This window comes from Enhydrobacter aerosaccus (assembly GCF_900167455.1).
Classification (GTDB): domain Bacteria; phylum Pseudomonadota; class Alphaproteobacteria; order Reyranellales; family Reyranellaceae; genus Reyranella; species Reyranella aerosaccus.
On sequence record NZ_FUWJ01000001.1, the window covers coordinates 703,524 to 725,410 of the forward strand.

A 21,887-nucleotide genomic window follows, 5' to 3' on the forward strand; every position below is an offset into this window, starting at 1 on the left:
TGTGGACGAGGAGACGCCCAATGAAGTTCAGCAGCCCGACCTCTCTCCTGCTCAACCTTGGCCATGCGCTCGATCACTGGGTGCTGGCGATCTTTCTCTATACCGTCAGCGTGATTGCCGGCGTGTGGGTCGCCGACTGGAAGGAGCTGACGCCCTATGCCTTCGGCGCCTCGTTCATGTTCGGCGCCGGCTCGATCGTGTCGGGCAAGCTCGGCGACCAGTGGGGCCGACGGGCGATGATGATCCTGTTCTTCGCCGGCATGGGCCTGTCTTGTCTCGTCATCGCCCTGTGCCAGAACAAGTGGCAGATCGGCGTGGCGCTGACGGTGATGGGCGCGTTCGCCTCGGTCTATCATCCGGTCGGCATCCCCATGCTGGTGCAGCGCGCCGAGAGGCCGGGCCTCGTGATCGGCGTCAATGGACTGATCGGCAATCTCGGCATCGCCATTGGCTCCAGCGTCTCGGTCCTGCTGGCGACGCGCTTCGGCTGGCAGATGGCTTACATCGTTCCGGGCATGATCTGTCTCGTGGGCGCCGTGCTGTTCGCCGTGCTCGTGCCGCGGGAGCAGGAAGCGCCGGCCAAGCGGAAATCCCGCACGCTCGACCTGCCTCCTGGCGTGATGGCGCGCATCTTCTTCATCATGACCTGCGCGGCCGTCTCGGGAAGCATCGTGTTCAACTTCACGACCAACTCCAACGGCGAAATGTTGAAGGCGCGATTGACCGAACTCGCGGCCGATCCATGGCTGCTCAGCCTGGTCCTGCTGGGCGTCTTCACGGTCGCGTCTCTTGCCCAGATCGGCGTCGGGATGCTGATCGATCGCTTCCCATTGAAGGCAGTGTATTTGCCGATCGTCGTGGCCCAGATTCCCCTGTTCATGCTCGCTGCCTATGCCGACGGCTGGGGACTCGTGGCGGTCACGACCTTGTTCATGGTGTTCGTGTTCGGCGCCATTCCCTTCACCGACGCGATGATCGTCCGCTATGTCGACGATCGCCTCCGCAGTCGTGTGACGGGCATGCGGCTTGCGATCGGCTTCGGTGTGAGTTCGCTCGTCGTCGCCGCAATCGGTCCGTCGGTGAAGGCTGCGGGCTTTCCCACGCTTCTGATGATGCTGGCCGGCGTCGCGGCCTGCACCGTAATCGCAATCGCCTTTTTGCCAAGCGAACGCGAGCATCCAGTGGCAGCGCTCAAGCCGGCAGAGTAAGACTCCTCCCCAATAGGGAGGAAGAATGCTGAAAAGACGGGCTGTGCTGGCCGGCGCCAGCGGTTGGACGATCGTGGCTGCAAGTGCGGTGCGCGCTCAGTCCTGGCCAAGCCAGCAGGTGAAGATCGTCGTGCCGTATCCTGCCGGCGGAGCGACCGACACGGCCGGGCGCGTCGTCGCCGAGAAGATGAGCCAACAGCTCGGCCAGCAGGTCATCGTCGAGAATCGCGGCGGCGGCAACACCATCATCGGCATGGAGGTCGTCGCCAAGGCCAAGCCCGATGGTCATACCTTGCTTCTGGGCACGACAACGTTGGCGACCAACGCCGCTCTCGGCCTCAAGCAGCCGTTCGAACCGCTCAAGGATTTCCAGCCGGTGTCCATGATCGCCGACATCCCGGATCTTATTGCCATCAACAAGGACGTGCCGGCCCGAAACTACGCGGAGTTCGCCGAATGGGTGAACAAGCAGCCGCAGCGCGTGCGCTACAGCTGCTCGGGCGTCGGCAACCAGCCTCATCTCTGGGCGGAGCTCTTCCGCACCCGCAACAAGCTCAATCTCGAAGTCGTGGGCTACAAGGGTGCCGCCGACGCCATCCGCGATGCAATGGCGGGTCACGTGCCCGCCGTCGTCGACGTGGTACTGCCGAGTGGAAATCATGTGAAGGCCGGTCGCCTGACAGGCCTCGTCGTGGCATCGGCGCAACGCTCCCCGGTCTGCCCCGATGTGCCGACCGTGGGCGAGCTCGGCATGAAGGATATGGAGGGAGCCGTCTATTACGGCATCGTGGCGCCGGCTGGCATTCCGCAGCCCGTGCTCGAGCGGCTCAATGCCTTGTGCCTCGACGTCGTCAGGGATGCCGAGGTGAAGAAGAAATTCGCCGAGCTGGGCTTCTTCACCACCGGCAGCTCGCCCCAAGCCTATCTGGACAAGCTCAAGGCCGAAACGGCGCGCTGGACCCAGGTGGTGAAGGACAACAACATCAAGATCGAGAGCTAGGGTTCGACCTGGTCCTGGGCGAGTCACGGAAGGAAAGTTCGGAATGTCTGCAGGCTCCGCGGTGCCGGTACCGTCAACCCATCTCGATGCGGCACGGGATGCCGATCCAGCAACACGCGCAGCCAACAAGGCAATGGCCGCCAAGCTGCCCTTCGGGGACACGCGCGACTTCGAAGCGGCCAAGCGTGGACTGATCGCGCCGGTACCGGATGGCATGGTGCGTACGGAGAGCGGCACCGTGCTCTGGAACCTGTCGGAGTATGCCTTCATCGATGGCGATCTTGCGCCGGCGACCGTGAATCCGAGCCTTTGGCGCATGGCGCGGCTCAATCTCGCCAACGGCCTGTTCAAGGTCGCGGACCGCGTCTATCAGCTGCGCGGCTTCGACATCTCCAACATGACGGTGCTGGAAGGGGAGTCGGGCCTGATCCTGATCGATCCGCTGACGACCGCCGAGGTCGCGCGTGCGGCCCTGGCGCTCTATTTCGGGCATAGGCCGAGGAAGCCTGTCGTCGCCGTCATCTATACCCATAGCCATATCGATCATTACGGTGGCGTTCGCGGCGTCGTCGACGAGGCCGACGTCAAGGCCGGGAAGGTGGCCATTATCGCACCGTCCGGCTTCATGGAGGCGATCTCCGGCGAGAATGTCCTGGCCGGCCTGCCGATGATCCGTCGTGCCCAGTTCCAGTTCGGCCATCTGCTGCCGCGGGGCCCACGGGGACAGGTCGATGCCGGCCTCGGCAAAGGAGTGGCTCGCGGCACACCAGGCCTGATCGCGCCGACGATGACGATCGAGAAGCCGGTCGAGGAGCACACGATCGACGGGATCCGGATCATCTTCCAGCTGGCGCCCGAGACAGAGGCACCGGCTGAGATGCACATGTTCTATCCGCAGCTCGGCGTGCTCAACATGGCCGAGAATGCCTGCCCGGTGCTGCACAACTTCATACCGCTGCGCGGCGCCGTGGCGCGTGATCCGCGCATCTGGGCCAAGTACATCAACGACGCCATCGAGTTTTATGGTCCGCACACGGAGGTGCTGATCGGGCAGCATCACTGGCCGACCTGGGGACGCGCCGCGGTAATCGATTATCTCGAGGCCCAGCGCGATCTCTACAAGCACATCCACGACCAGACCCTGCGCCTGATGAACAAGGGATGGCGGCCGGCCGAGATCGCGGAGGCGATCGATCTGCCGCCCGGGTTGGCCGAACGCTGGTCGGTTCGCGGTTACTACGGCACGGTCAGCCACAATGTGAAGGCCGTCTATCAGCGATATCTGTCGTGGTACGATGGCAATCCCTGCAATCTCCATCCGCTGCCGCCGGCGCCGGCGGCGCGCAAGTTCGTCGAATACATGGGCGGCGCGGCAGCGGTCGTCGAGCGGGCCCGCGCCGACTTCGCCAAAGGCGAGTTCCGATGGGTGGCGCAGGTGATGAAGGAAGTCGTCTACGCCGAGCCCGACAACCAGGAAGCGCGTGCCCTCTGTGCGGATGCGCTGGAGCAGATGGGCTATCAGGCCGAGTCGGCAACCTGGCGCAACGCCTTCCTCTATGGGGCGCAGGAACTGCGCCACGGTGTATTCCAGTTGCCGAATCGGGTCACCATGGCGGCCGACACGATCGCGGGCCTCAGCACCGACATCTTCTTCGACATGCTGGAAATCCGCTTGGATCCGCAGAAGGCCGCCGGCCAGTCGATGGTGGTGAACTGGCACTTCACCGATCGTTCGGAGAAGCTGGTTCTGACCCTCAGCAACTGCACGCTGACGCATCGGCTGGGGGCATGGTCGGATCGCGCCACCGTTTCCATCACGACGACGCGAGCCACACTCGACTCGATCGTCCTGGGAAAGATCAAGGTCCCTGAGGCCCTGATGTCCGGCGCTCTCCGGATAGAGGGGGAGGCGCCGAGACTGGCTGCCTTGTTCGCCATGCTCGATCCGGCTGCCGGGATGATGTTCGATATCCTGACGCCGGGCGAGGGTCGCGGCTGATCCGCGTCAGGCCTGGGACAGGGCTGCGATGGCGAGAGGGGCGGAACGCCCGCGTACGCTGATCATGGGCAGTGTCTGGACGGTCACGCCGTCCGGCGCCGATGTGTGAGCAAGGGTATCGGCCGATACCAGTACGTCGTGGCCCAGGGCCCTGCATGCATCCAGCAGTCGCGCTGCGACGTTGAGGGTGTCGCCCACGAAGGCAATCTCGCGACGCACGTCGCCGATTTCGCCGGCGACGATCTCGCCGTAGTGAATGGCGGCGCGGAACTCCGGCATCAGTCCGAAGCGCTCTAGATAGACTTCGCGGTCGGCGGTGATGCGCTCCCGGATCAGGAACGGGCAGGCGAGGCATTCACCATTCGCCAGGGCGCGTGTCTTCGACCAGGTGAGGATGGCTTCATCTCCAACATATTTGTGTATTTCGGCCCGGCAATCGAGGGCGGCATCGGAAACGTTGCGGAAGAATTCGTTCAGGAACTGGTGAAAGGCGATCGACCCGAGCTTTTCCGCGATACCGGTGGAATTCTTCATGTCGACCAGCAGGAAGACCCTGTGCTCTGTTCGAGGCTTGACATAGCGTCCGGTCAGCAGGTTGCGCAGCGTGGCGAAGCCCACGAGACCGCCAAACTCGAAGACGATGTTGGCGCTCACCGACATGGCGATCGCGAAGACGACCGAGTTCCGGAAGATGTCGTCGAGCTTGAAGCCGTTGGTGCTGGCGATCACCCGCGCGAGAACCAGGCCGGTGACGATGACCACGACATAGAACAGGATGCGCAGGACGAAGTACCACAGCAGCGGCAGGCGCAGCAGGCGCTTCACCAGCCCGAACCGGCGTCCTTCGATCTCGAACAGGAGGATGGGGGTGGCGATCAGGATGGAGTTGACGACACCCGCCCAAGCCGAATGCCACGGCGTGTCCTGGTCGCCGACCGAATAACCGAAATAGGCGCTGACGAGCGCGGAACCCACGCTCAACCACAGGAAGATGCGCCAGCTTCGGCGTTTGCGCGTCGCAAGGGACATTGGTTTACGGAAAGGTAGTTCGCAAGGAACGCGGCCGTCTGCGGCGCTTGGAGGGGAAGTGGCGCCGAGTTCTCAGCCTTTCGTCGGGGTTGACCATCTGCTCGCCCTTTGACTTGCTTGTCCTGCTGCGATTTGGTTGTGTACCCAATCTAGAACAACTCAACAATCGCGCGGCTTCGGATCGCTGGATTCGACACGCAGCGTCGGCCGGGCGAGGGAGGAAATCATGAAAAAGTTGCTGCTGACGGGAATCGCTTGCGCAGTGCTGACCACGCTCGGTGCGGCATCCCAGGGCGCCGACAAGAAGACGCTGGCCTTCGTGGTCAATGGTTCGTCCGATTTCTGGAAGGCTGCCGAGGCCGGCGTCAAGAAGGCCCAGTCGGAATTGCCGAACTACAATCTCGTCTTCAAGTATCCCGAGCAATCGTCCGCCGCCATCCAGACCCGAATGATGGACGATCTCGTCGCATCGGGGGTGGCCGGCATCATGGTGAGCGCCGTCGATCCCAAGACCATGGGCGACGCCTTGAACCGGGTGGGCTCGCAGGTGGCGCTGTTCACGACCGACAGCGATGCCCCGAACAGCAAGCGCATCGCCTATATCGGATCGAGCAATACCGACGCCGGCAAGCAGGCGGGTCAGCTTCTGCTCAAGGCGCTGCCGAACGGCGGCAAGTGCATGGGCTTCGTCGGTTTGCCGGGTGCCGACAATGCCCGGGAACGCATCGATGGCGTGAAAGAGACCATCAAGGGTTCGAAGATCGAGCTCATCGACGTGCGGGCCGATGACATCGATCAGACCCGGGCCAAGCGCAATGTCGAGGACATGCTGACGGCGCATCCCGAGGTCAATTGCATGATCGGCTTCTATTCCTACAACACGCCCAGCATCTACAGCGTGCTGAAGGATGCCGGCAAGCTCGGCCAGATCACGATTGTCGGCTTCGATGAGGATCCGATCACGCTGGGCGGCGTGAAGGAGGGCACCATTGTCGGCACCGTCGTGCAGCAGCCCTACGAATGGGGCTACCAGGGCATGAAGGACATGGCGAAGTATCTCGAGGGCGACAAGTCCTTCATTCCTGCCAATCACCTGATCATCGTGCCGACCAAGATCATCGACAAAACCAACGTCGATGCGTTCTGGACCGAGCTGAAGGCGCGTCAGGGCAAGAAGTGAAGGGGCCGCTGGCGGACGATCGGCTTCTGGCTGTCGTGCATCGCTGATGACGCCGCTTCTCGAGCTCGTATCCGTCGGCAAGACCTATCCCGGCGTGAAGGCGCTCGACCGCGTCAACCTGCAGGTTGGCGCGGGTGAGGTGCTGGCGCTGATTGGAGAGAACGGCGCCGGCAAGTCGACGCTGATGAAAATCCTTGGTGGCGTCATCGAGCCCGGCGAAGGCGCCATTCGCATCGACGGCCGGGAACGGCCGTCGCTGACGGTCGCGGACGCGATGGCCGCCGGGATCGCGTTCGTTCACCAGGAGCTGAATCTTTTCGACAATCTCGATGTGGCGGCCAACGTGATGTTCGGGCGTGAGCCGGTGTACGGCGGCCCGCTCAGGCTGGTCGACCGCAAGGCGCTGGACAGCAAGGTAGCTCCGCTGTTGCGGCGCCTCGGTGTCGATTTCCAGGCCCATACGCCGGTGTCGACCTTGTCCCTGGCGCAACGCCAGCTCGTCGAGATCGTGAAGGCGCTGTCGCTCGACGCGCGTCTCGTGATCATGGACGAGCCGACATCGAGTCTGACGGTCGCCGAGACCGCCCGTCTGCTGAAAGTCATCGACGAACTCAAGGCGAGCGGCGTGTCGGTGATCTTCATCTCGCACCGGCTGGCCGAGGTCGCGCACTGCGCCGACCGGGTCGTTGTGCTGCGAGACGGCGCTGTGGTCGGAGAGCTCGCCCGGGCCGAGATCACGCATGACGCGATGATCCGCATGATGATCGGCCGGGATCTGAGATCGCTTTACATCCCGCCGAAGCGTGAACCGGCCGACGCGGTGCTCGATATCGCCGGCTTCCGGACCTCGGCCTATCCGGAACATGCCCTGACATTGTCGCTGCGTTCCGGGGAGATCCTCGGCATGGCCGGGCTGGTGGGAGCGGGCCGTACCGAACTGGCCCGAGCGGTCTTCGGCATCGACCGTCCGGTGGCCGGGAACCTGCGCCTCGACGGCCAGCCGATCGGCGTGCGGGTTCCGCGCGATGCCATCGATCGCGGCATCTTCCTCGTTCCCGAGGATCGCAAACGCGACGGGCTCGTGCTCGAACTGTCCGTGACCGAGAACATCTCACTCGCCAACCTGGCGGCCTTCGCGACGAGCCTACTTGTCCGTACCGGCGCCGAGAAGCGCAATGCCCTGGAGCAGCGCCGGGCGCTCAACATCAAGACGGCGTCCGTCGATACGATCGTGGGCACGCTGTCAGGTGGCAACCAGCAGAAGGTCGTCCTGGCCAAGTGGCTGTCGATGAAGCCGAGGGTCGTGATCTTCGACGAGCCGACGCGCGGCATCGATGTCGGTGCCAAGTCGGAAATCTATGGCCTGATGCGCGGCCTGGCCGATTCGGGCGTCGCCATCCTCATGATCTCCAGCGACATGGAGGAGGTGATCGGGGTCAGCGATCGCATCGTGGTGATGCGAGAGGGGCAGATCGGCGGCTTTCTGGCGCGTCAGGAGTTCAGCGAGGAGAGGGTGATGCAGTTGGCGGTGGGGCGCACGGACAAGCAGGAAGCCGTGCCGTGCTGAAGAAGGATCTCGGGCTGCTCGTCCTTATCCTGGTCGTGGGTACGGTCGTGGATATCCTCAATCCACGGTTCCTGTCGCCGATCAATCTCTCCAATACCGCCAACCTGATCGGGCTGTTCGGCCTGTTTTCGATCGGCGAGGGTTTCGTGATCATCACCGGCGGCGTCGACCTTTCGATCGGATCGATCTTCGCGCTGCTGGGAGTGGTCTTCGTCGACCTGCTCGTGACGTGGCAAATGCCATGGGAACTGGCGGTCCTGGTGATCGTGGCTTGCGGCATCGTGCTCGGGTCGATCCATGGCTTTCTGGTTACGCGCCTGCGTTTGCAGCCCTTCATCGTCACGCTGTGCGGCCTGCTGATCTATCGCGGCATCGCGCGCTACTACACCAACGATGGCACGGCGGGATTCGAGTTCGGACAGAGCTTTCCGACGCTGGAGTGGCTGACCACCGGCCGCTCCTTCGGCGTGCCGCATTCGTTCATCGTGTTCGTGGTGGTGGCGATCGTCATGGCGGTGGTCCTGCATCGGTCCGTCTTCGGGCGCTATCTTTTCGCCGTGGGCAAGAACGAGGAGGCCGCGCGGCATTCGGGCATCCGGACCAACCGGGTGATCGCGGCGGCCTACATCATCAGCGGCGGTCTGGCCGGCCTCGCCTCGATCTATCTGGCCATGTACACGCGCTCGATCTCGCCGGCCTCGCACGGCAACTTCTATGAGCTCTACGGCATCGCCGCCGCGGTCCTTGGCGGCTGCTCCCTGCGCGGCGGTGAGGGCTCGATCCTGGGTATCGTGCTGGGCACGATCCTGCTGCAGGTGCTGCAGAACCTGGTGAACCTGCTGGGTATCCCGAGTTCCCTCAACTTTGCCGTGATGGGGACGGTGATCCTGATCGGCGTGCTGGCCGACCAGCAGCTCGCCTGGCTCAGGAACCGTCGCGCACGCTGACCGGGTGCCGTGGGCGTCTACGACTTGTAGCGGGACAGGGCGCGGACAAAGGTGGCGTGATCGACATTGCCGCCGGAACAGACGACGGCAACGTTGCGGTCCTTGACCGGCAGCTTGCCGGTCAGGGCCGCGGCAAGCGCCACGGCGCCGCCCGGCTCTACGACGATCTTGTACTCGCGGAACGCCACTTCCATGGCGTCGAGCACCTCCTCGTCGCTGACGACCACACCCGGCCCCAGCACCTTCTGGGCCAACGGGAAGGTGACATCGCCGGGCTCGGGAGCCAACAACGCGTCGCAGATGGAGCCCGACAGCTTCTCGTTGCGTCGCTTGGCGCCGGCGGCGAGCGAGTGGGTCATGTCGTCGAAACCGGCCGGCTCTCCGGCGTGCACTGTCGTCGACGGGCTGACGCCGTGCACGCCCAGCGCCACGCCGGTCGCAAGGCCGCCGCCGGAGCAGGGAGCGGCGACGGCGTCGAGCGTGACGCCGAGGGCCTTGGCCTGTTCCGCCAGTTCCAGACCCGCCGTTCCCTGGCCAGTCAGGATCCAGGGATGATCGTAAGGCGGCACGACCGTGGCGCCGGTTTGTTGGGCAATGCCGAGGCCGATCTTCTCGCGGCTATCCTTGACGCGGTCATAGAGCACCACTTCGGCGCCGGAGGCGCGCGTATTGGCGACCTTGAGCGCCGGTGCGTCCGCCGGCATGACGATGGTGGCCTTGATGCCCATCAGCCGCGCCGCTTCGGCAAGACCCTGGGCATGGTTGCCGGACGACCATCCGACCACGCCCTTCTGACGATCCACGTCGCTCATGCTGGCCAGGAAATTGTAGGCGCCGCGCAGCTTGAAGGAGCCGGTCCGCTGCAGGCATTCCGCCTTGATGAACAGGCGCCCGCCGAGCCTGGCATTGACGCGGTCGTTCTCAAGCAGCGGAGTCTTGATGGTAATGCCCTCGAGGCGACGAGCGGCAGCTTGAACATCGGCAAAGCTTGGCAGTGAAGACATCAGGACACACCTAGCAGGGAAGGAAGTTGCGACAGGTCTTTCACTTGGGCGGCGAGCGTTCCGGGCAATCCATCGTCGGGGGCGCCCCCACGATTGACCCAGACGGTCGGGAAGCCGAAATGCGCCGCACCGTGCGCATCCCAGCAATTCGATGAGAGGAAGCAGACCTTGCCCGGCTTCACGCCGCAGCGCGCCTCGACCAGGCGATAGACCTTGGCATCGGGCTTGAAGACGCCCACCGACTCGACGCTGAGGATCGCCTCGAAGGCATCAGACACCGGCGATGCCGCCACCATCGGTTCGAGCATCTCCGGATTGCCGTTCGACAGGATGGCAAGGCGCATGCCCGAACGCTTCAATGCGGCGAGTGTGGCCGGTACTTCAGGAAACGGCTCGAGCGCGAGATAGGCGGTCATCAGTGCTTCGCGGATCGACCTGTCCGAAAGACCATGCGCGGCGAGGCAGTAATCGAGCGCCTCGCCGGTGACCTGCCAGAACTTGGCATAGGCACCCATGCTGTTGCGCAGCCATGTGTACTGGATTTGCTTGCTCCGCCACATCTCGGTCAGCGATTCGGCGCTGCTGCCGATGGCGCTGCGATGGCGGGCGACCGCCGAGCCAAAGTCGTAAAGCGTACCGTAGGCGTCGAAGACGCAGATCTCGGTATCGGCAAGCATGGTTTTCGTCAGTCGATCCTGGCTGATTTGCCGTGGACCGGCGATGACCTTAGGCTATCCCACATGTTCGTCGCCATCGTGCAGATCCCCATGAGCAAGCGCCCGCGCGACGCCGCGATAGAGGCGGCACGCAAGTCGGCCCCGACCTATAGCGCGCTTGGCGCCAAAGGGCTGCTGAGAAAATACTATCTCAATGGCGAAGAAGGTGGCGGCGGGGTGTATCTCTGGGAATCCGAGGCTGCCGCCCGTGCCTGGTACACGCCCGATTGGGAGAGGCAGATGGAGGCGCGGTTCGGCGCCAAGCCCCGAGTCACCTATTACGACAGTCACGTCGTCGTCGATAACGAAGCGGGCACGGTTCGGGTCGAAGGAGAGGGCTGATGCAGAAGCGGCGTCTCGGACGAACCAATCTCGACATCTCGGTGCTCGGCTTCGGGGCCGGCGCCGTGGGCGGGCTCATGACCAAGGGCACGCCGGGCGATCAGGAACGCGCCCTGGCACGCGCCCTCGAACTCGGTATCAACTATATCGACACCGCGCCGCTCTATGGCAACGGCGAGTCGGAGCGTAATCTTGGCCGCATCCTGAAGGTGTTGAAGCCGGACGTCGTCATCGGCACCAAGGTCAGGCTCAAGGCGGCGGATCGGGGGCGGATCGGCGACTTCGTCGCGCAATCTTTGGACGAAAGCCTGCATCGGCTCGGCCGCGACCATGTCGATCTTTTCCAACTGCACAATCCCCTGGTCGCGCGCGATGCCGACGATCACCTGGCCATCGACATCGCCCTGAACGAAGTCGTGCCGGCGATGCAACGCTTGCAGAAGGCTGGCAAGACGCGCTTCATCGGTTTCAGCGGCGTCGGCGAAACCGATGCCCTGCTGAAGGCGATCGCATCGGGCGCGTTCGACACCATGCAGGTGGTGTACAACCTCCTCAATCCCAGCGCCGGCCAGCCGATGCCGAAAGGGGCGCCGGGACAGGATTACAACCGGTTGCTCGAACGCACCAAGGCCATGGACATGGGCACGATCGTCATCCGCGCCCTCGCCGGCGGCGCGCTTGCCGGTACGACCGAACGTCATCCCCTGGCCATGCAGCAGGTGGCGCCGATCGGCTCGGCGGCCAACTTCGTGGAGGATGTCGCGCGAGCCAAGGCGCTCGAACCGCTGGTCAAGCAGGGCCTTGCGGAAAGCCTCACCGAGCTCGCCCAGCGGTTCGTCATCGCCAACCCGACGGTGACCACGATGCTTGTGGGTTATTCCACGCTCGAGCAGCTCGAGCAGGCCGCTGCCGCGGTCGAGAAGGGTCCGTTACCGGCTGAAGTCCTGAAACGGATCAATCACGCCTAGGCGGTCGATCGGCGCCCACCGGACAGTGGCGGAGGCCGTCAGTAGATCGTGGGCACGTGCATTTCCTTCGGCACCGGCGTCCGCGCATAGTTCGGCTTGTGCTCGCGCGGCGGCAAGATGACCGGGTCGTGCGGGACCTCCTGGTAGGGGACCTGCTGCAGGAAATGATGGATGCAGTTGAGCCGCGCTCTTTTTTTGTCCACCCCCTCGATAACCCACCAGGGCGCCTCAGGGATATGCGTGCGCGCCAGCATCTCCTCTTTGGCGGCGGTATAGTCCTCCCAACGCCGGCGCGATTCGAGATCCATCGGTGACAGCTTCCATTGCTTGAGCGGATCGTGGATCCGCATCAGGAAGCGCTGGTGCTGTTCGGAATCGGTGATCGAGAACCAGTATTTGATGAGAGTGATCCCCGAGCGGACCAGCATGCGCTCGAACTCGGGCACGGTGCGGAAGAACTCCTCCGCCTCGGCATCGCTGCAGAAGCCCATGACGCGCTCGACGCCGGCGCGGTTGTACCAGCTGCGATCGAACAGGACGATCTCGCCCGCCGCGGGAAGGTGCGCGACATAGCGCTGGAAATACCACTGTGTACGCTCGCGTTCCGTCGGTGCCGAGAGGGCGACGGTGCGGCAGACGCGGGGATTGAGGCGCTGGGTGATGCGCTTGATGACGCCCCCCTTGCCGGCGGCATCGCGGCCCTCGAACAGGACCATGATCTTGAGCTTGCTGTGCACCACCCAGTCCTGCAGCTTGACCAGCTCGCGCTGGAGCCGCAGCAACTCGGTGAAGTATTGCTTGCGAGCGAGCGTCTCCGACTCGGGATCCGTCGCCTGATCCACCAGGCCGGCAAGCCGCTCGTCGTCGAGCTCCATCTCGATCTCTTCGTCGAGATTGTCGATCATTTCGGCGTGCAGCCGATCCTGAAGGCTGCCTTGGTCGTTCGATATGCTCATGACTACCCTCTGCCGTCCCGTCGGCAGCATCGTAAGACGGTTAAGTAACAGGGAAGCTACACGTCAGGAGGCCCACTCCCGGCGATTGTAGTCGTAGACCACCCGGCCATAGGGCAACGTCAGGTCGGCCAGGAAGTGGTGCGCCGCGACCACGCGGCGGACCGGCAAATCCGCCACCGGGGCATTGACGTGGGGTACGAGATGCAGGCGCCCGGGGCCGATCCACGAGCCCTTGATGGCGATGTTGGTGAGGTTGATGGCCACCAGCTGGCAGATCTCGGGCCGGCCATCGACGCCGGGGATGAGCTTCAGGTTGATCTGGGTCTTGGACAGAATGGCGGTGGTCCGCTCGCCGTTCCCGGCCATGCTCTCGTGCTTGTAGCCCATGGTGCCCATGGCGACGAGCTGGCCCGCATAGTCGAGCGTGCCGGTCAGCGTATCCTTGACGACCTCGAGCTTGGGATGGGCGTATTTCTTGGGAAAGCCCCAGATCTCGCGGCCGGCGGCGATCGGCGGGTCGTCGTCGAGATACATCTGCATCACGAAGTTGACCTCCTCGCCGCGCAGGCGCGCGGGGATGACCAGACCGGACTCGGTATAGCTGCCGAAGCCCGAACTGTCGGGCATCTTGATCCACTCGCAGTGGACCAGCGGCTGGTCGATCGGTTCCAACGGTTCCGGTAGCTGCTCGCGGATCAGCGCGGCATCGGTTTCGTAGGTGATGACCAGAAACTCGCGATCGACGAAGCGATAGGGACCGGCCGGATAGCTCGGACCGGCGGCCGGCATTGACGGTAGCTTCAGGACGTCTTGCTCGCGCATCGCCAGCCTCCTCGGCGTGGAAGAGGGCCACGCTCACCCCGCCGTTCATAGGAATACCCTCTGACACCGCCGTGACGGATTTCCTGAAATCGCGCGACGGCCGCGGATCGGGAGCGGTTCGTCATGATGCAGTCATGGCACGCCTGATACAGGGAACCGGAAGCGCTGCTGGAGAGACCCGTCATGGATGCTGCTGTCAGTGAGCAATATGGTCGAGAGCTGGTGCCTTCATCACCGCGTGGTTGGCGTCCCCCGGGATGCGACCGGATCGCTCTCGTGTTGCAAGGCGGCGGTGCTCTTGGCGCCTATCAGGCGGGCGTCTATCAGGCCTTGCACGAGGCCGGCATCGAACCGGACTGGGTGTCGGGCGTTTCGATCGGCGCCATAAATGCCGCCATCATCGCGGGAAATTCCCCGGAGCATCGTCTCGAACGCCTGCAGACCTTCTGGCAGCGCATCACTGAACGCAAGATCTGGCACTACACGCCGGATGGCGATGTTTTCCGCATGGCGCGCAACGCGATCAGCTCCTGGATAACCATGGCCCACGGGCAGCCCGGCTTCTTCACGCCGCGCCTTCCGGGCCCCTGGCTCAGCTTCGCCGGTTCTCAGGGAGCGACCAGCTATTACGACTCGGCGCCCTTGATCGAGACGTTGCGGGAACTGGTCGATTTCTCGTTGATCAACAGCCGACTGGTGCGCTTCTCGGTGGGCGCCGTGAACGTCCTGAGCGGCAACTTCGTGTATTTCGACAACGCCAACGAAGAGATTGGACCCGAGCACGTCATGGCCAGCGGCGCGCTGCCGCCGGCGCTTCCGATGGTCAAGATCGGCACCGATCACTTCTGGGATGGCGGCATCGTATCGAACACGCCGCTGCAGCATCTGCTGGATCAGGAGGACAAGCTGAGTTCGCTGATCTTCCAGATCGATCTGTTCTCGGCCCGCGGCGTGCTGCCGCGCGATCTGCCGGATGTGCTGGGGCGCCAGAAGGACATCATGTACTCCTCGCGCACCCGCTATAACACCGACGTCTATCGGCGCATGCACACCTGGAAGAAGCGGCTGCATCTCGCTCTGGAGAAGGTTCCCGAGGATCGGTTGGCCGACGACGAACTCACCCTGCGCAACGAGCTGCGGAACCTGCCCGACCTGACCATCCTGCATCTGATCTACCAGCAGAAGGCCTACGAAGGGCATGCCAAGGATTACGAGTTCTCGGGCACGTCCATGCGCGAACACTGGCAAAGCGGCTACGAGGACACCAAGCGCACGTTGCGGCGAAAGGAGTGGATCGCCATGCCTCCCGAAGGAACCGGCATCGTCGTCCATGACGTGCACCGCGCCGACGATCGCTGACGTGGTTCAGCGATCCGACGAGCGAGGCTAGGATCGACCCATTGCCGGCGACATCATGGTGAAGGGGCCGCTCAGGCGGTCGCGATAGACGCCGACCCCTTCCATGATGCGCTGGACGTAGTTGCGGGTCTCGCGCAGCGGGATCATCTCGATCCAGTCGACCATATCGATCTTCCCGCCCCGCGGATCGCCGATCGTCTCCAGCCAGCGCGCGACGCGGTTGGGGCCGGCATTGTAGGCGGCGAGGGCGAGTTCGTACGAGCCGCCGAAACGTTGAAGCATCTCGGCAAGATATTGGCTGCCGAGCGCAACGTTGTAGCCCGGATCGCGGGTGAGCTTGTCCTGGATGAAGGGCAGGCCCAATCGGCCGGCGACATCGCGCGCCGTGCCCGGCATGAGCTGCATCAGCCCGAGCGCTCCCGAAGGCGACACCGCCGCCGCGTTGAAGGCGCTCTCCTGGCGCGTCACCGCCAAGGCCAGCGCGCGCTCGATCGAGCCTGTCGCGCCAAGATCGACGACGGGGAAGGATGCGTTGAACAGCGTGACACCATTTTCGGTCGCGCGGCGGGCGATGACCAATGCCACATCCGGCCGCCGGAGTTCGACGGCAAGCTGCGAGAGCAGCAACGTCTCGCCCGGTCCCTTGACCAGGCGCGCGAGCCGCAACAGGAAGGGGCGCGTTCGTTCCGAATCGCCGGCCTGGCCGATATAGCGCGCGATGTTCACCAGCTCGCGGCTGGACAGGGACTGCTGGTCGGCATCGGAAGCGACAGGATCGCTTGGCAGCCGCGACGCGCCACCGGGCAGCTTGCGGGCCGCCAACTGCCCATAGAAGGTCTGGCCGAAGGCGGCGGCGCGCCCGTACCACTCCTTGGCTTCCTTGCTATGGCCGGAAGCTTCGTAGCCGCGGCCGAGCCAGTAGGCGGCGCGGCTCCGCGAGATGTCGGTCGAGACGCCGTCGTAGAGCGTCTGGAAGTGCTTCAGCCCTTCTGCCGGCTTCTTCAGGTGACGCAGGGCGATCCAGCCGGCCAGGAACTCGGCCTCGGCGAAAGCCACGCCCTTGCTTTGGCCGTGTTGGGCGGCGACCGCATAGGCATCGGCTGCCTTGCCGGCGGCGAGAAGGTCCCGGGCGAGTTGCTGGCGCTCGTTCCACCAGCTTTCTCCCTGGTCGGCTCCGGAGCCCGACAGCAGGGTCTTGGCATCCTCGAGCTTGCCGGTGCGACGCAGCCAGGAGATGCGCTCCAACCGGATAGTGGGATCGTTGAGCTTCGCCGCCGGGACGCCCCTGAGAATGGTCACGGCGTCGGCCGCTCGCGTGGCCATCGCGAGACGGGCTTCGGCCAGCGGCTGATAGTCGGGCGGCAGCTTGGAGAGAAGATCGCGCGCCGCCTGGGCGCGTCCTTCCTTCAGGATCCGGTCGAAGCGCGCGACCTGATCCTCACCCGAAAGATATTGGCTGTAGCGGTTGAGAAAATCGTCCTCGTCGGCGCGGCGGAACGTTGCGGTGCGCCAGCTCTCGCCCGCAAGGCGCGGCACGTCCTTTGGACTGACCGCACTCGCCGCCTCCAACCGATGGAGATGGCCTTGGCTGGTCAGGGGCGGGAAGGCGACGAAGTACCGCCAGACGTCGCGAGGAGGCGTATCCGGCGTGATGCGGTCTTCCGCCTGCCGGCGCAGCAGCTCGGGCTCGGGCCAATCCGGGTGTTCGCGCAGGAAGCGCCAGGTCGAGGCGAAATCCGCGTCGGTCTTGGGGGCCACGCGCAATACGTGCCAGCCGACGATCTGGGTCAGCAGCGGATTGTTGAAATTGGCCACGGCGGCATGGGCATCGGAATAGCGACCGTCATCGATCGCCTTGAAAGCCGCGCTGAGGGCCGCTGCCTCGGCTGGGGAAAGCGGCTGCTTGCTGGAGCTCATCGCCTGCGCCAGATCGCTGGAGGCATCGGCCGGCGCCAGCCCCTGTCCAGGCTGGCTGGCGATGGGGATCTCCGCCGTCCGGGGCGCTGCAGGCGGCAGACCCGACGACGGTCCTGCCGCACTGCTCCCGCTGTTGGTGGACGGAATGCGGCGCACACCCGTGTCCGGTACGCCCGGCCGCGGTTGATTTGCGCTGTCGCCGCGCAAAATGGTGACGCCGCCCTGCTGGGCGTAGGCCGAGCCGGCGCCGAGAGCCGCCAACAGAAGAATTAGAGAGGAACGAGGGGTTTTCACGCTAGGAATCGTAGGCAGGTCCTTAAGGCATCACAATGGCAAGTTGCTCGCCTTGCTCGTGCGAGGTCCGGCGCTTAAACTAAAAGTTTGCCGAAAATTGGAGGAAAGCCATGTTCGCCGGATCGCTCGTCGCGTTGATCACCCCGTTCAAGGACGGGTCGGTCGACGAAAAGGGATTCGAGAAGTTCGTGGCCTGGCAGATCAAGGAGGGTACCGACGGTCTCGTACCGTGCGGCACCACCGGTGAATCGCCGACACTCTCCATGGACGAGCACAAGCGGGTCATCGACATCTGCATCCAGGCTGCCAAAGGCTCGGGCGTCCCGGTAATCGCCGGCACCGGCTCGAACTCGACCGACGAGGCGATCGAACTGACGAAGCACGCCAAGAAGGCGGGCGCCGATGCCGCCATGCTGGTCGTGCCCTACTACAATAAGCCGACCCAGGAAGGCATGTTCCAGCATTTCAAGACGGTGGCGGAAGCGGTCGATATTCCGATCCTTCTCTACAACGTGCCGCCGCGGACGGGCTGCGACCTGCAGGTCGACACCGTCGTGCGCCTGTCGCAGGTGAAGAACATCGTCGGCATCAAGGATGCGAGCTACGACATGGCGCGCCCGACGCTTACCAAGATGCGGGTCAAGAAGGGGTTCATCCAGCTGTCGGGCGAGGATGCGAGCGCGATGGGCTTCATGGCTCAGGGAGGCGACGGCTGCATTTCCGTCACCGCCAACGTGGCACCCCGCCTGTGCGCCGACATGCATGACGCCTGGAAGGCCCGGAACCTCGACAAGGTGTTCGAGATCCAGGACCGGCTGATGCCGCTGCACAAGGCGCTGTTCGTCGAGACCAGCCCGGCTCCCGTCAAGTACGCCTGCGAGCTGGTCGGTCAGGGCAGCGCCAAGCTCCGTCTGCCGCTCGTCGAATGCACCGAAGCCACCAAGAAGCAGGTGCGCGACGCGATGGTGCATGCCGGCCTGATCAACTAGGGGCGGCACTCTTGGCGAAAAAACCGGAGCTGGGCCGCACCGTCGTGGCCCAGAACCGCAAGGCGCGGTACAACTACTTCATCGAAGAGACGTTCGAAGCGGGCCTCGCATTGACGGGCACCGAAGTGAAGTCGTTGCGTGGCGGCCGCAGCTCGATTGCCGAATCCTATGTCACCGAATCGGGCGGCGAAGCCTGGCTGGTCAACGCCGACATCCCGGAATATGCCTCGGGCAATCGTTTCAATCACGAGCGCAAGCGGCCGCGCAAGCTGCTGTTGCACCGCAAGCAGATCAACACATTGATCGGCGCCATCCAGCGCGAGGGCCGCACCGTCGTGCCGTTGCAGGTCTATTTCAATCCGCGCGGCCGGGCCAAGATCGAGATCGCCCTGGTGACCGGCAAGCAGGCGCATGACAAGCGTCAGGCCATCAAGGAGCGCGACTGGAAGCGCCAGAAGGCGCGGCTGCTGAGTCGCGGCTGATCGATCCATCGATAAGGAGAAGCGTGATGAGTACCGTGCTGATCACCGGCGCCGCCCGCGGCCTGGGCCTCGACTTCACGAAACAATATGCGGCCAAGGGCTGGAAGGTCTTGGCCTGCGCCCGCAAGCCCGATGCGCTCAAGGGTATCGCAGGCGATGTCCATCACTATCCGCTCGAAGTCACCGACTACGGTGCCGTGAAGGCGCTGGCCGCGAAGCTGGCGGACGAACCGATCGATGTACTGATCTGCAATGCGGGCGTGGGCGGCGAAGGGGGCGCGGACGCCCAGACCCTCGGTACGTTGCGGCCGGACGTATGGCGCACCGTGTTCGAGGTCAACACGCTCGCGCCGCTGATGATGGCCGAGGCATTCGCCGATCACGTCGCGCGTTCGAGCCAGCGCAAGCTCATCGCCATCAGCTCGACCTTGGGCAGCATCGCCAACAACACTGGCGGCCGCTATTTTTATCGCGCCAGCAAGACGGCGCTGAATATGGAATGGAGCTGCCTGGCCAAGGACCTCGAGAGCAAGGGCGTGATCTGCGTCGCCCTGCATCCGGGCTGGGTCCAGACCGACATGGGCGGCCCGACCGCGACGCTGACGATCGAGCAGAGCGTTCCGGCGATGGTCAAGGTGATCGACGGATTGAAGCCGTCCGACAACGGCCGTTTCCTGCAATATGACGGCGCCGAGCTTCCCTGGTAAGCCATGCTGCTGAGCGAAGAACAGACGCTGATCCGCGACACCGCCCGTGCCTTTGCACAGGAGCAGGTCCTGCCCAACGTCCGGGCCTGGGAGACCGCGGGCGAGATACCGCGCGACCTGCGCCTGGAGATGGGGCGCCTCGGTTTCATGGGCATGTGCGTTTCTCCCGAGTGGGGCGGCGCCGGCGCAGGCATGGTCGCTTACGTACTGGCATTGGAGGAGATCGCGGCCGCCGACGGCGGGCTTTCCACCGTCATGAGCGTCAACAACTCGCCGGTGTGCGCCGCCTTGTCGGCCTACGGCTCGCCGGAGCAGAAGGAGAAGTGGCTCAAGCCGCTGGCGGCCGGCGAGATGCTGGGAGCATTCTGCCTGACCGAACCCCAGGCCGGTTCGGATGCCTCCAATCTTCGGACCCGGGCAGAACAGCGGGGCAATGGCTGGATCATCAACGGGGTGAAGCAGTTCATCACTTCCGGCCGCACCGGGGATGTCGCTCTGGTCTTCGCGGTCACCGATCCGGCCAATCCCAAGCGGGGCATTTCCTGCTTCATCGTTCCGACCGACAATCCGGGCTATCGCGTCGCTTCCACCGAGAAGAAGCTGGGACAGAAGTCCTCCGATACCTGCCAGATCGCCTTCGAGAACTGCCAGGTCGGCGCCGATGCCTTGCTCGGAACTGAAGGGCAGGGGTATCGCATTGCGCTGGCCAATCTGGAGGTCGGGCGCATCGGCATCGCGGCCCAGTCCGTCGGCATGGCTCGCGCCGCCTTCGAACTGGCCCGCGCCTATGCCGGGGAGCGAGAGGCGTTCGGCACCCAGATCATCAACCACCAGGCCGTGCAATTCCGACTGGCCGACATGGCGACCAAGGTCGCGGTTGCCCGGCAGATGGTCCTGCATGCGGCATCCCTGCGCGAAGCCGGTCAGCCCTGCCTTACCGAGGCCGCAATGGCGAAGTTGTATGCCTCCGAGATGGCAGAGGAAGTGTGCTCGGCCGCCATCCAGATCCACGGCGGCTACGGCTATGTCGCCGACTATCTGGCCGAGAAGATCTGGCGCGACGTCCGCGTTTGCCAAATCTACGAAGGCACCAGCGACGTGCAAAGGATTCTCATCGGCCGCGGCTTGGCTGCGCTTTGACGTCGCCATCGCTTGTGAACAGCGCCTGCACGTGCGAGGCTCAGCCCCTATGAAGTGAGCCGTTTTCGGCTCCTTGGGGACTGGGGCAAGAAGGGAGTCGTGGCGGCGGATGTCAACCGTGCGCCCAAATGTTCGAATTGCCGCGATCGCTGCCGTCGCCATTCTGGCGGCTTGGCTGGGCGCGCGGGCGGGCGAGCCGGCGCCGGAAGCGCCGAAGCCGGCCGGATCGAACCGCGTTCTGCAGATGCAGACGGCCTTCAACCCCAACCTGCCCGGTGCCGGGGAAGGGGTGCGCACCTTCGTCAAGACACTGAAGCACATCTCCGACGGCGGGTTGGTCATCAAGATCATCGAGCCGGGGCGAGTCGCGCCGACCCGCGACATGCTCGACGCGGTCGTGAACGGTGATCTGGAAGCCGCTTTCACCTGGTCCGGCTATGCGGCGGAAAAGGCGCCTGTCCTGGCGTTGTTTGCGACCGTTCCCTTCGGCCCCGGTCCGGAGGAGATGACCTCCTGGATCCTGGAAGGTGATGGCGGCCGGCTGCATCGCGAGGCCTACGCCAAGCTAGGCGTCGCCGGCATTCCCTGCGGCATGCAGGGACCGAAGGGCGGCGGCTGGTTCCGCGGCGATCTCGACACGGTGCAGGATTTCAAGGGCGAGCGGTTGCGCTACGGCAGCATCGCCGCTCCGGTGATCGAGCGCATGGGAGCCACGGTCGTGCCGCTGCCGGCCGGCGAGTTCTTCTATCAGCTCCAGCAAGGCAAGGTCGATGGCGGCGAGATGTCGACGCCGGCCATGGACGCGGCGCTGGGCTTCGACAAGCTGGGCCTGCCCTATTACATGCCGGGATGGCAGCAGCCTTCGTCGGTGCTCGATTTCCTCATGCGCAAGGACAAATGGCAGGCTCTGCCGCCGGCTCAGCGGGCGCAGATCCAAACGGCCTGTCGCGCAAACATCACCTGGATGCTGAGTCGCTCGACGCATACGCAGGCGCTTGCCCTCGAGAAGCTGCGGGCCGCCGGGGTGACCATCAAGCAATGGTCGCCGGAACTGCTTGATGCCCTGCGGCGCAATACCGAGGTCGTCCTGAAGGAGCGTGCGGACGCCGATCCTGAATTCGCCGCGGCCTGGGAAAACCAGAAGAAGTTCGTGGCCCAGAGCACGGATTGGCGGTCGCTGTCGCGGCTGCCGTAGAACGGCATACGGCGCTCTTGCACGGGCGCCTGGGTCCGGGCAGGTTCACCCGGACATGACGATCCT

The 21,887-nt window shown here is 64.3% G+C and carries 20 protein-coding genes; 14 read left to right on the forward strand and 6 right to left on the reverse strand.

Translation table 11 applies throughout. The features are described 5' to 3' along the window. Positions 1 to 20 precede the first annotated feature (20 nt). The 3 genes from B5D62_RS03270 to B5D62_RS03280 are packed head-to-tail and all read left to right on the forward strand — an operon-like array spanning position 21 to position 4,207. Entirely contained in the window at positions 21 to 1,208 is a 1,188-nt protein-coding gene (locus B5D62_RS03270) for an MFS transporter (protein WP_085932369.1), read from the forward strand. Positions 1,209 to 1,233: 25 nt separating this feature from the next. Beyond that, positions 1,234 to 2,208: a Bug family tripartite tricarboxylate transporter substrate binding protein gene (locus tag B5D62_RS03275; protein ID WP_085932370.1), complete on the forward strand. Its 975-nt coding sequence runs from the start codon at positions 1,234 to 1,236 to the stop codon at positions 2,206 to 2,208. A 43-nt stretch (positions 2,209 to 2,251) separates the two neighbouring features. Further along, positions 2,252 to 4,207, forward strand: coding sequence for an alkyl/aryl-sulfatase (locus B5D62_RS03280; protein ID WP_085932371.1), 1,956 nt, complete (start codon positions 2,252 to 2,254; stop codon positions 4,205 to 4,207). Positions 4,208 to 4,213: 6 nt separating this feature from the next. On the opposite strand, the gene B5D62_RS03285 is transcribed toward B5D62_RS03280, so the two are convergent. Beyond that, positions 4,214 to 5,236, reverse strand: coding sequence for an adenylate/guanylate cyclase domain-containing protein (locus tag B5D62_RS03285; protein WP_085932372.1), 1,023 nt, complete (start codon positions 5,234 to 5,236; stop codon positions 4,214 to 4,216). A 226-nt stretch (positions 5,237 to 5,462) separates the two neighbouring features. On the opposite strand from B5D62_RS03285, the gene B5D62_RS03290 reads away from it, so the two are divergent. Genes B5D62_RS03290 through B5D62_RS03300 form a run of 3 tightly spaced genes read left to right on the forward strand, consistent with a single transcriptional unit; the run spans position 5,463 to position 8,930 of the window. Next, on the forward strand, positions 5,463 to 6,416 hold the full coding sequence (locus B5D62_RS03290) for a sugar-binding protein (protein WP_085932373.1): 954 nt from the start codon (positions 5,463 to 5,465) through the stop codon (positions 6,414 to 6,416). A gap of 46 nt (positions 6,417 to 6,462) precedes the next feature. After that, positions 6,463 to 7,983, forward strand: coding sequence for a sugar ABC transporter ATP-binding protein (locus B5D62_RS03295; protein WP_085932374.1), 1,521 nt, complete (start codon positions 6,463 to 6,465; stop codon positions 7,981 to 7,983). Beyond that, a complete protein-coding gene (locus B5D62_RS03300; RefSeq protein WP_085932375.1) occupies positions 7,977 to 8,930 on the forward strand; it encodes an ABC transporter permease in 954 nt (317 codons plus the stop codon). The genes B5D62_RS03295 and B5D62_RS03300 overlap by 7 nt, the downstream gene beginning before the upstream one ends. Positions 8,931 to 8,947: 17 nt before the next feature. On the opposite strand, the gene B5D62_RS03305 is transcribed toward B5D62_RS03300, so the two are convergent. Then, entirely contained in the window at positions 8,948 to 9,934 is a 987-nt protein-coding gene (locus B5D62_RS03305) for a threonine ammonia-lyase (RefSeq protein WP_085932376.1), read from the reverse strand. Next, positions 9,934 to 10,611 (reverse strand): haloacid dehalogenase type II, encoded by a 678-nt coding sequence (locus B5D62_RS03310; protein WP_085932377.1) that lies wholly within the window; start codon positions 10,609 to 10,611, stop codon positions 9,934 to 9,936. The genes B5D62_RS03305 and B5D62_RS03310 overlap by 1 nt, the downstream gene beginning before the upstream one ends. Before the next feature lie 63 nt (positions 10,612 to 10,674). Between B5D62_RS03310 and B5D62_RS03315 the strand changes: the two genes are divergently transcribed. Together B5D62_RS03315 and B5D62_RS03320 are read left to right on the forward strand one after the other, a co-directional pair. Further along, complete coding sequence (locus B5D62_RS03315) at positions 10,675 to 10,992, forward strand: hypothetical protein (protein ID WP_085932378.1); 318 nt, start codon at positions 10,675 to 10,677, stop codon at positions 10,990 to 10,992. Further along, positions 10,992 to 11,960, forward strand: a complete 969-nt coding sequence (locus B5D62_RS03320; RefSeq protein WP_085932379.1) for an aldo/keto reductase — start codon at positions 10,992 to 10,994, stop codon at positions 11,958 to 11,960. Before B5D62_RS03315 ends, B5D62_RS03320 begins: the two co-directional genes overlap by 1 nt. Positions 11,961 to 11,998: 38 nt before the next feature. Here B5D62_RS03320 and ppk2 read toward each other — a convergent pair whose 3' ends face one another. Both ppk2 and B5D62_RS03330 read right to left on the reverse strand, forming a co-directional pair. Beyond that, positions 11,999 to 12,916, reverse strand: coding sequence for a polyphosphate kinase 2 (gene ppk2, locus B5D62_RS03325; RefSeq protein ID WP_218190927.1), 918 nt, complete (start codon positions 12,914 to 12,916; stop codon positions 11,999 to 12,001). A 63-nt stretch (positions 12,917 to 12,979) separates the two neighbouring features. Further along, positions 12,980 to 13,738, reverse strand: a complete 759-nt coding sequence (locus B5D62_RS03330; protein ID WP_085932380.1) for an acetoacetate decarboxylase — start codon at positions 13,736 to 13,738, stop codon at positions 12,980 to 12,982. Positions 13,739 to 13,921: 183 nt separating this feature from the next. Between B5D62_RS03330 and B5D62_RS03335 the strand changes: the two genes are divergently transcribed. Beyond that, entirely contained in the window at positions 13,922 to 15,097 is a 1,176-nt protein-coding gene (locus B5D62_RS03335) for a patatin-like phospholipase family protein (RefSeq protein ID WP_085932381.1), read from the forward strand. A 27-nt stretch (positions 15,098 to 15,124) separates the two neighbouring features. Here the strand turns inward: B5D62_RS03335 and B5D62_RS03340 are convergent, their stop codons facing one another. Beyond that, on the reverse strand, positions 15,125 to 17,308 hold the full coding sequence (locus B5D62_RS03340) for a lytic transglycosylase domain-containing protein (protein WP_139373705.1): 2,184 nt from the start codon (positions 17,306 to 17,308) through the stop codon (positions 15,125 to 15,127). A gap of 110 nt (positions 17,309 to 17,418) precedes the next feature. Here B5D62_RS03340 and dapA point away from each other — a divergent pair, with 110 nt between their 5' ends. The 5 genes from dapA (at position 17,419) to B5D62_RS03365 (ending at position 21,821) form a co-directional block, all read left to right on the forward strand. After that, a complete protein-coding gene (gene dapA, locus B5D62_RS03345; protein WP_085932383.1) occupies positions 17,419 to 18,297 on the forward strand; it encodes a 4-hydroxy-tetrahydrodipicolinate synthase in 879 nt (292 codons plus the stop codon). 11 nt (positions 18,298 to 18,308) lie between these two features. Then, positions 18,309 to 18,779: an SsrA-binding protein SmpB gene (gene smpB / locus B5D62_RS03350; protein ID WP_085932384.1), complete on the forward strand. Its 471-nt coding sequence runs from the start codon at positions 18,309 to 18,311 to the stop codon at positions 18,777 to 18,779. Positions 18,780 to 18,805: 26 nt separating this feature from the next. Continuing rightward, positions 18,806 to 19,486: an SDR family oxidoreductase gene (locus B5D62_RS03355; protein WP_085932385.1), complete on the forward strand. Its 681-nt coding sequence runs from the start codon at positions 18,806 to 18,808 to the stop codon at positions 19,484 to 19,486. Positions 19,487 to 19,489: 3 nt separating this feature from the next. Then, on the forward strand, positions 19,490 to 20,626 hold the full coding sequence (locus B5D62_RS03360) for an acyl-CoA dehydrogenase family protein (RefSeq protein WP_085932386.1): 1,137 nt from the start codon (positions 19,490 to 19,492) through the stop codon (positions 20,624 to 20,626). Between the two features lie 118 nt (positions 20,627 to 20,744). Continuing rightward, positions 20,745 to 21,821, forward strand: coding sequence for a TRAP transporter substrate-binding protein (locus B5D62_RS03365; protein WP_170920765.1), 1,077 nt, complete (start codon positions 20,745 to 20,747; stop codon positions 21,819 to 21,821). The last annotated feature ends 66 nt before the right edge of the window (positions 21,822 to 21,887 follow it).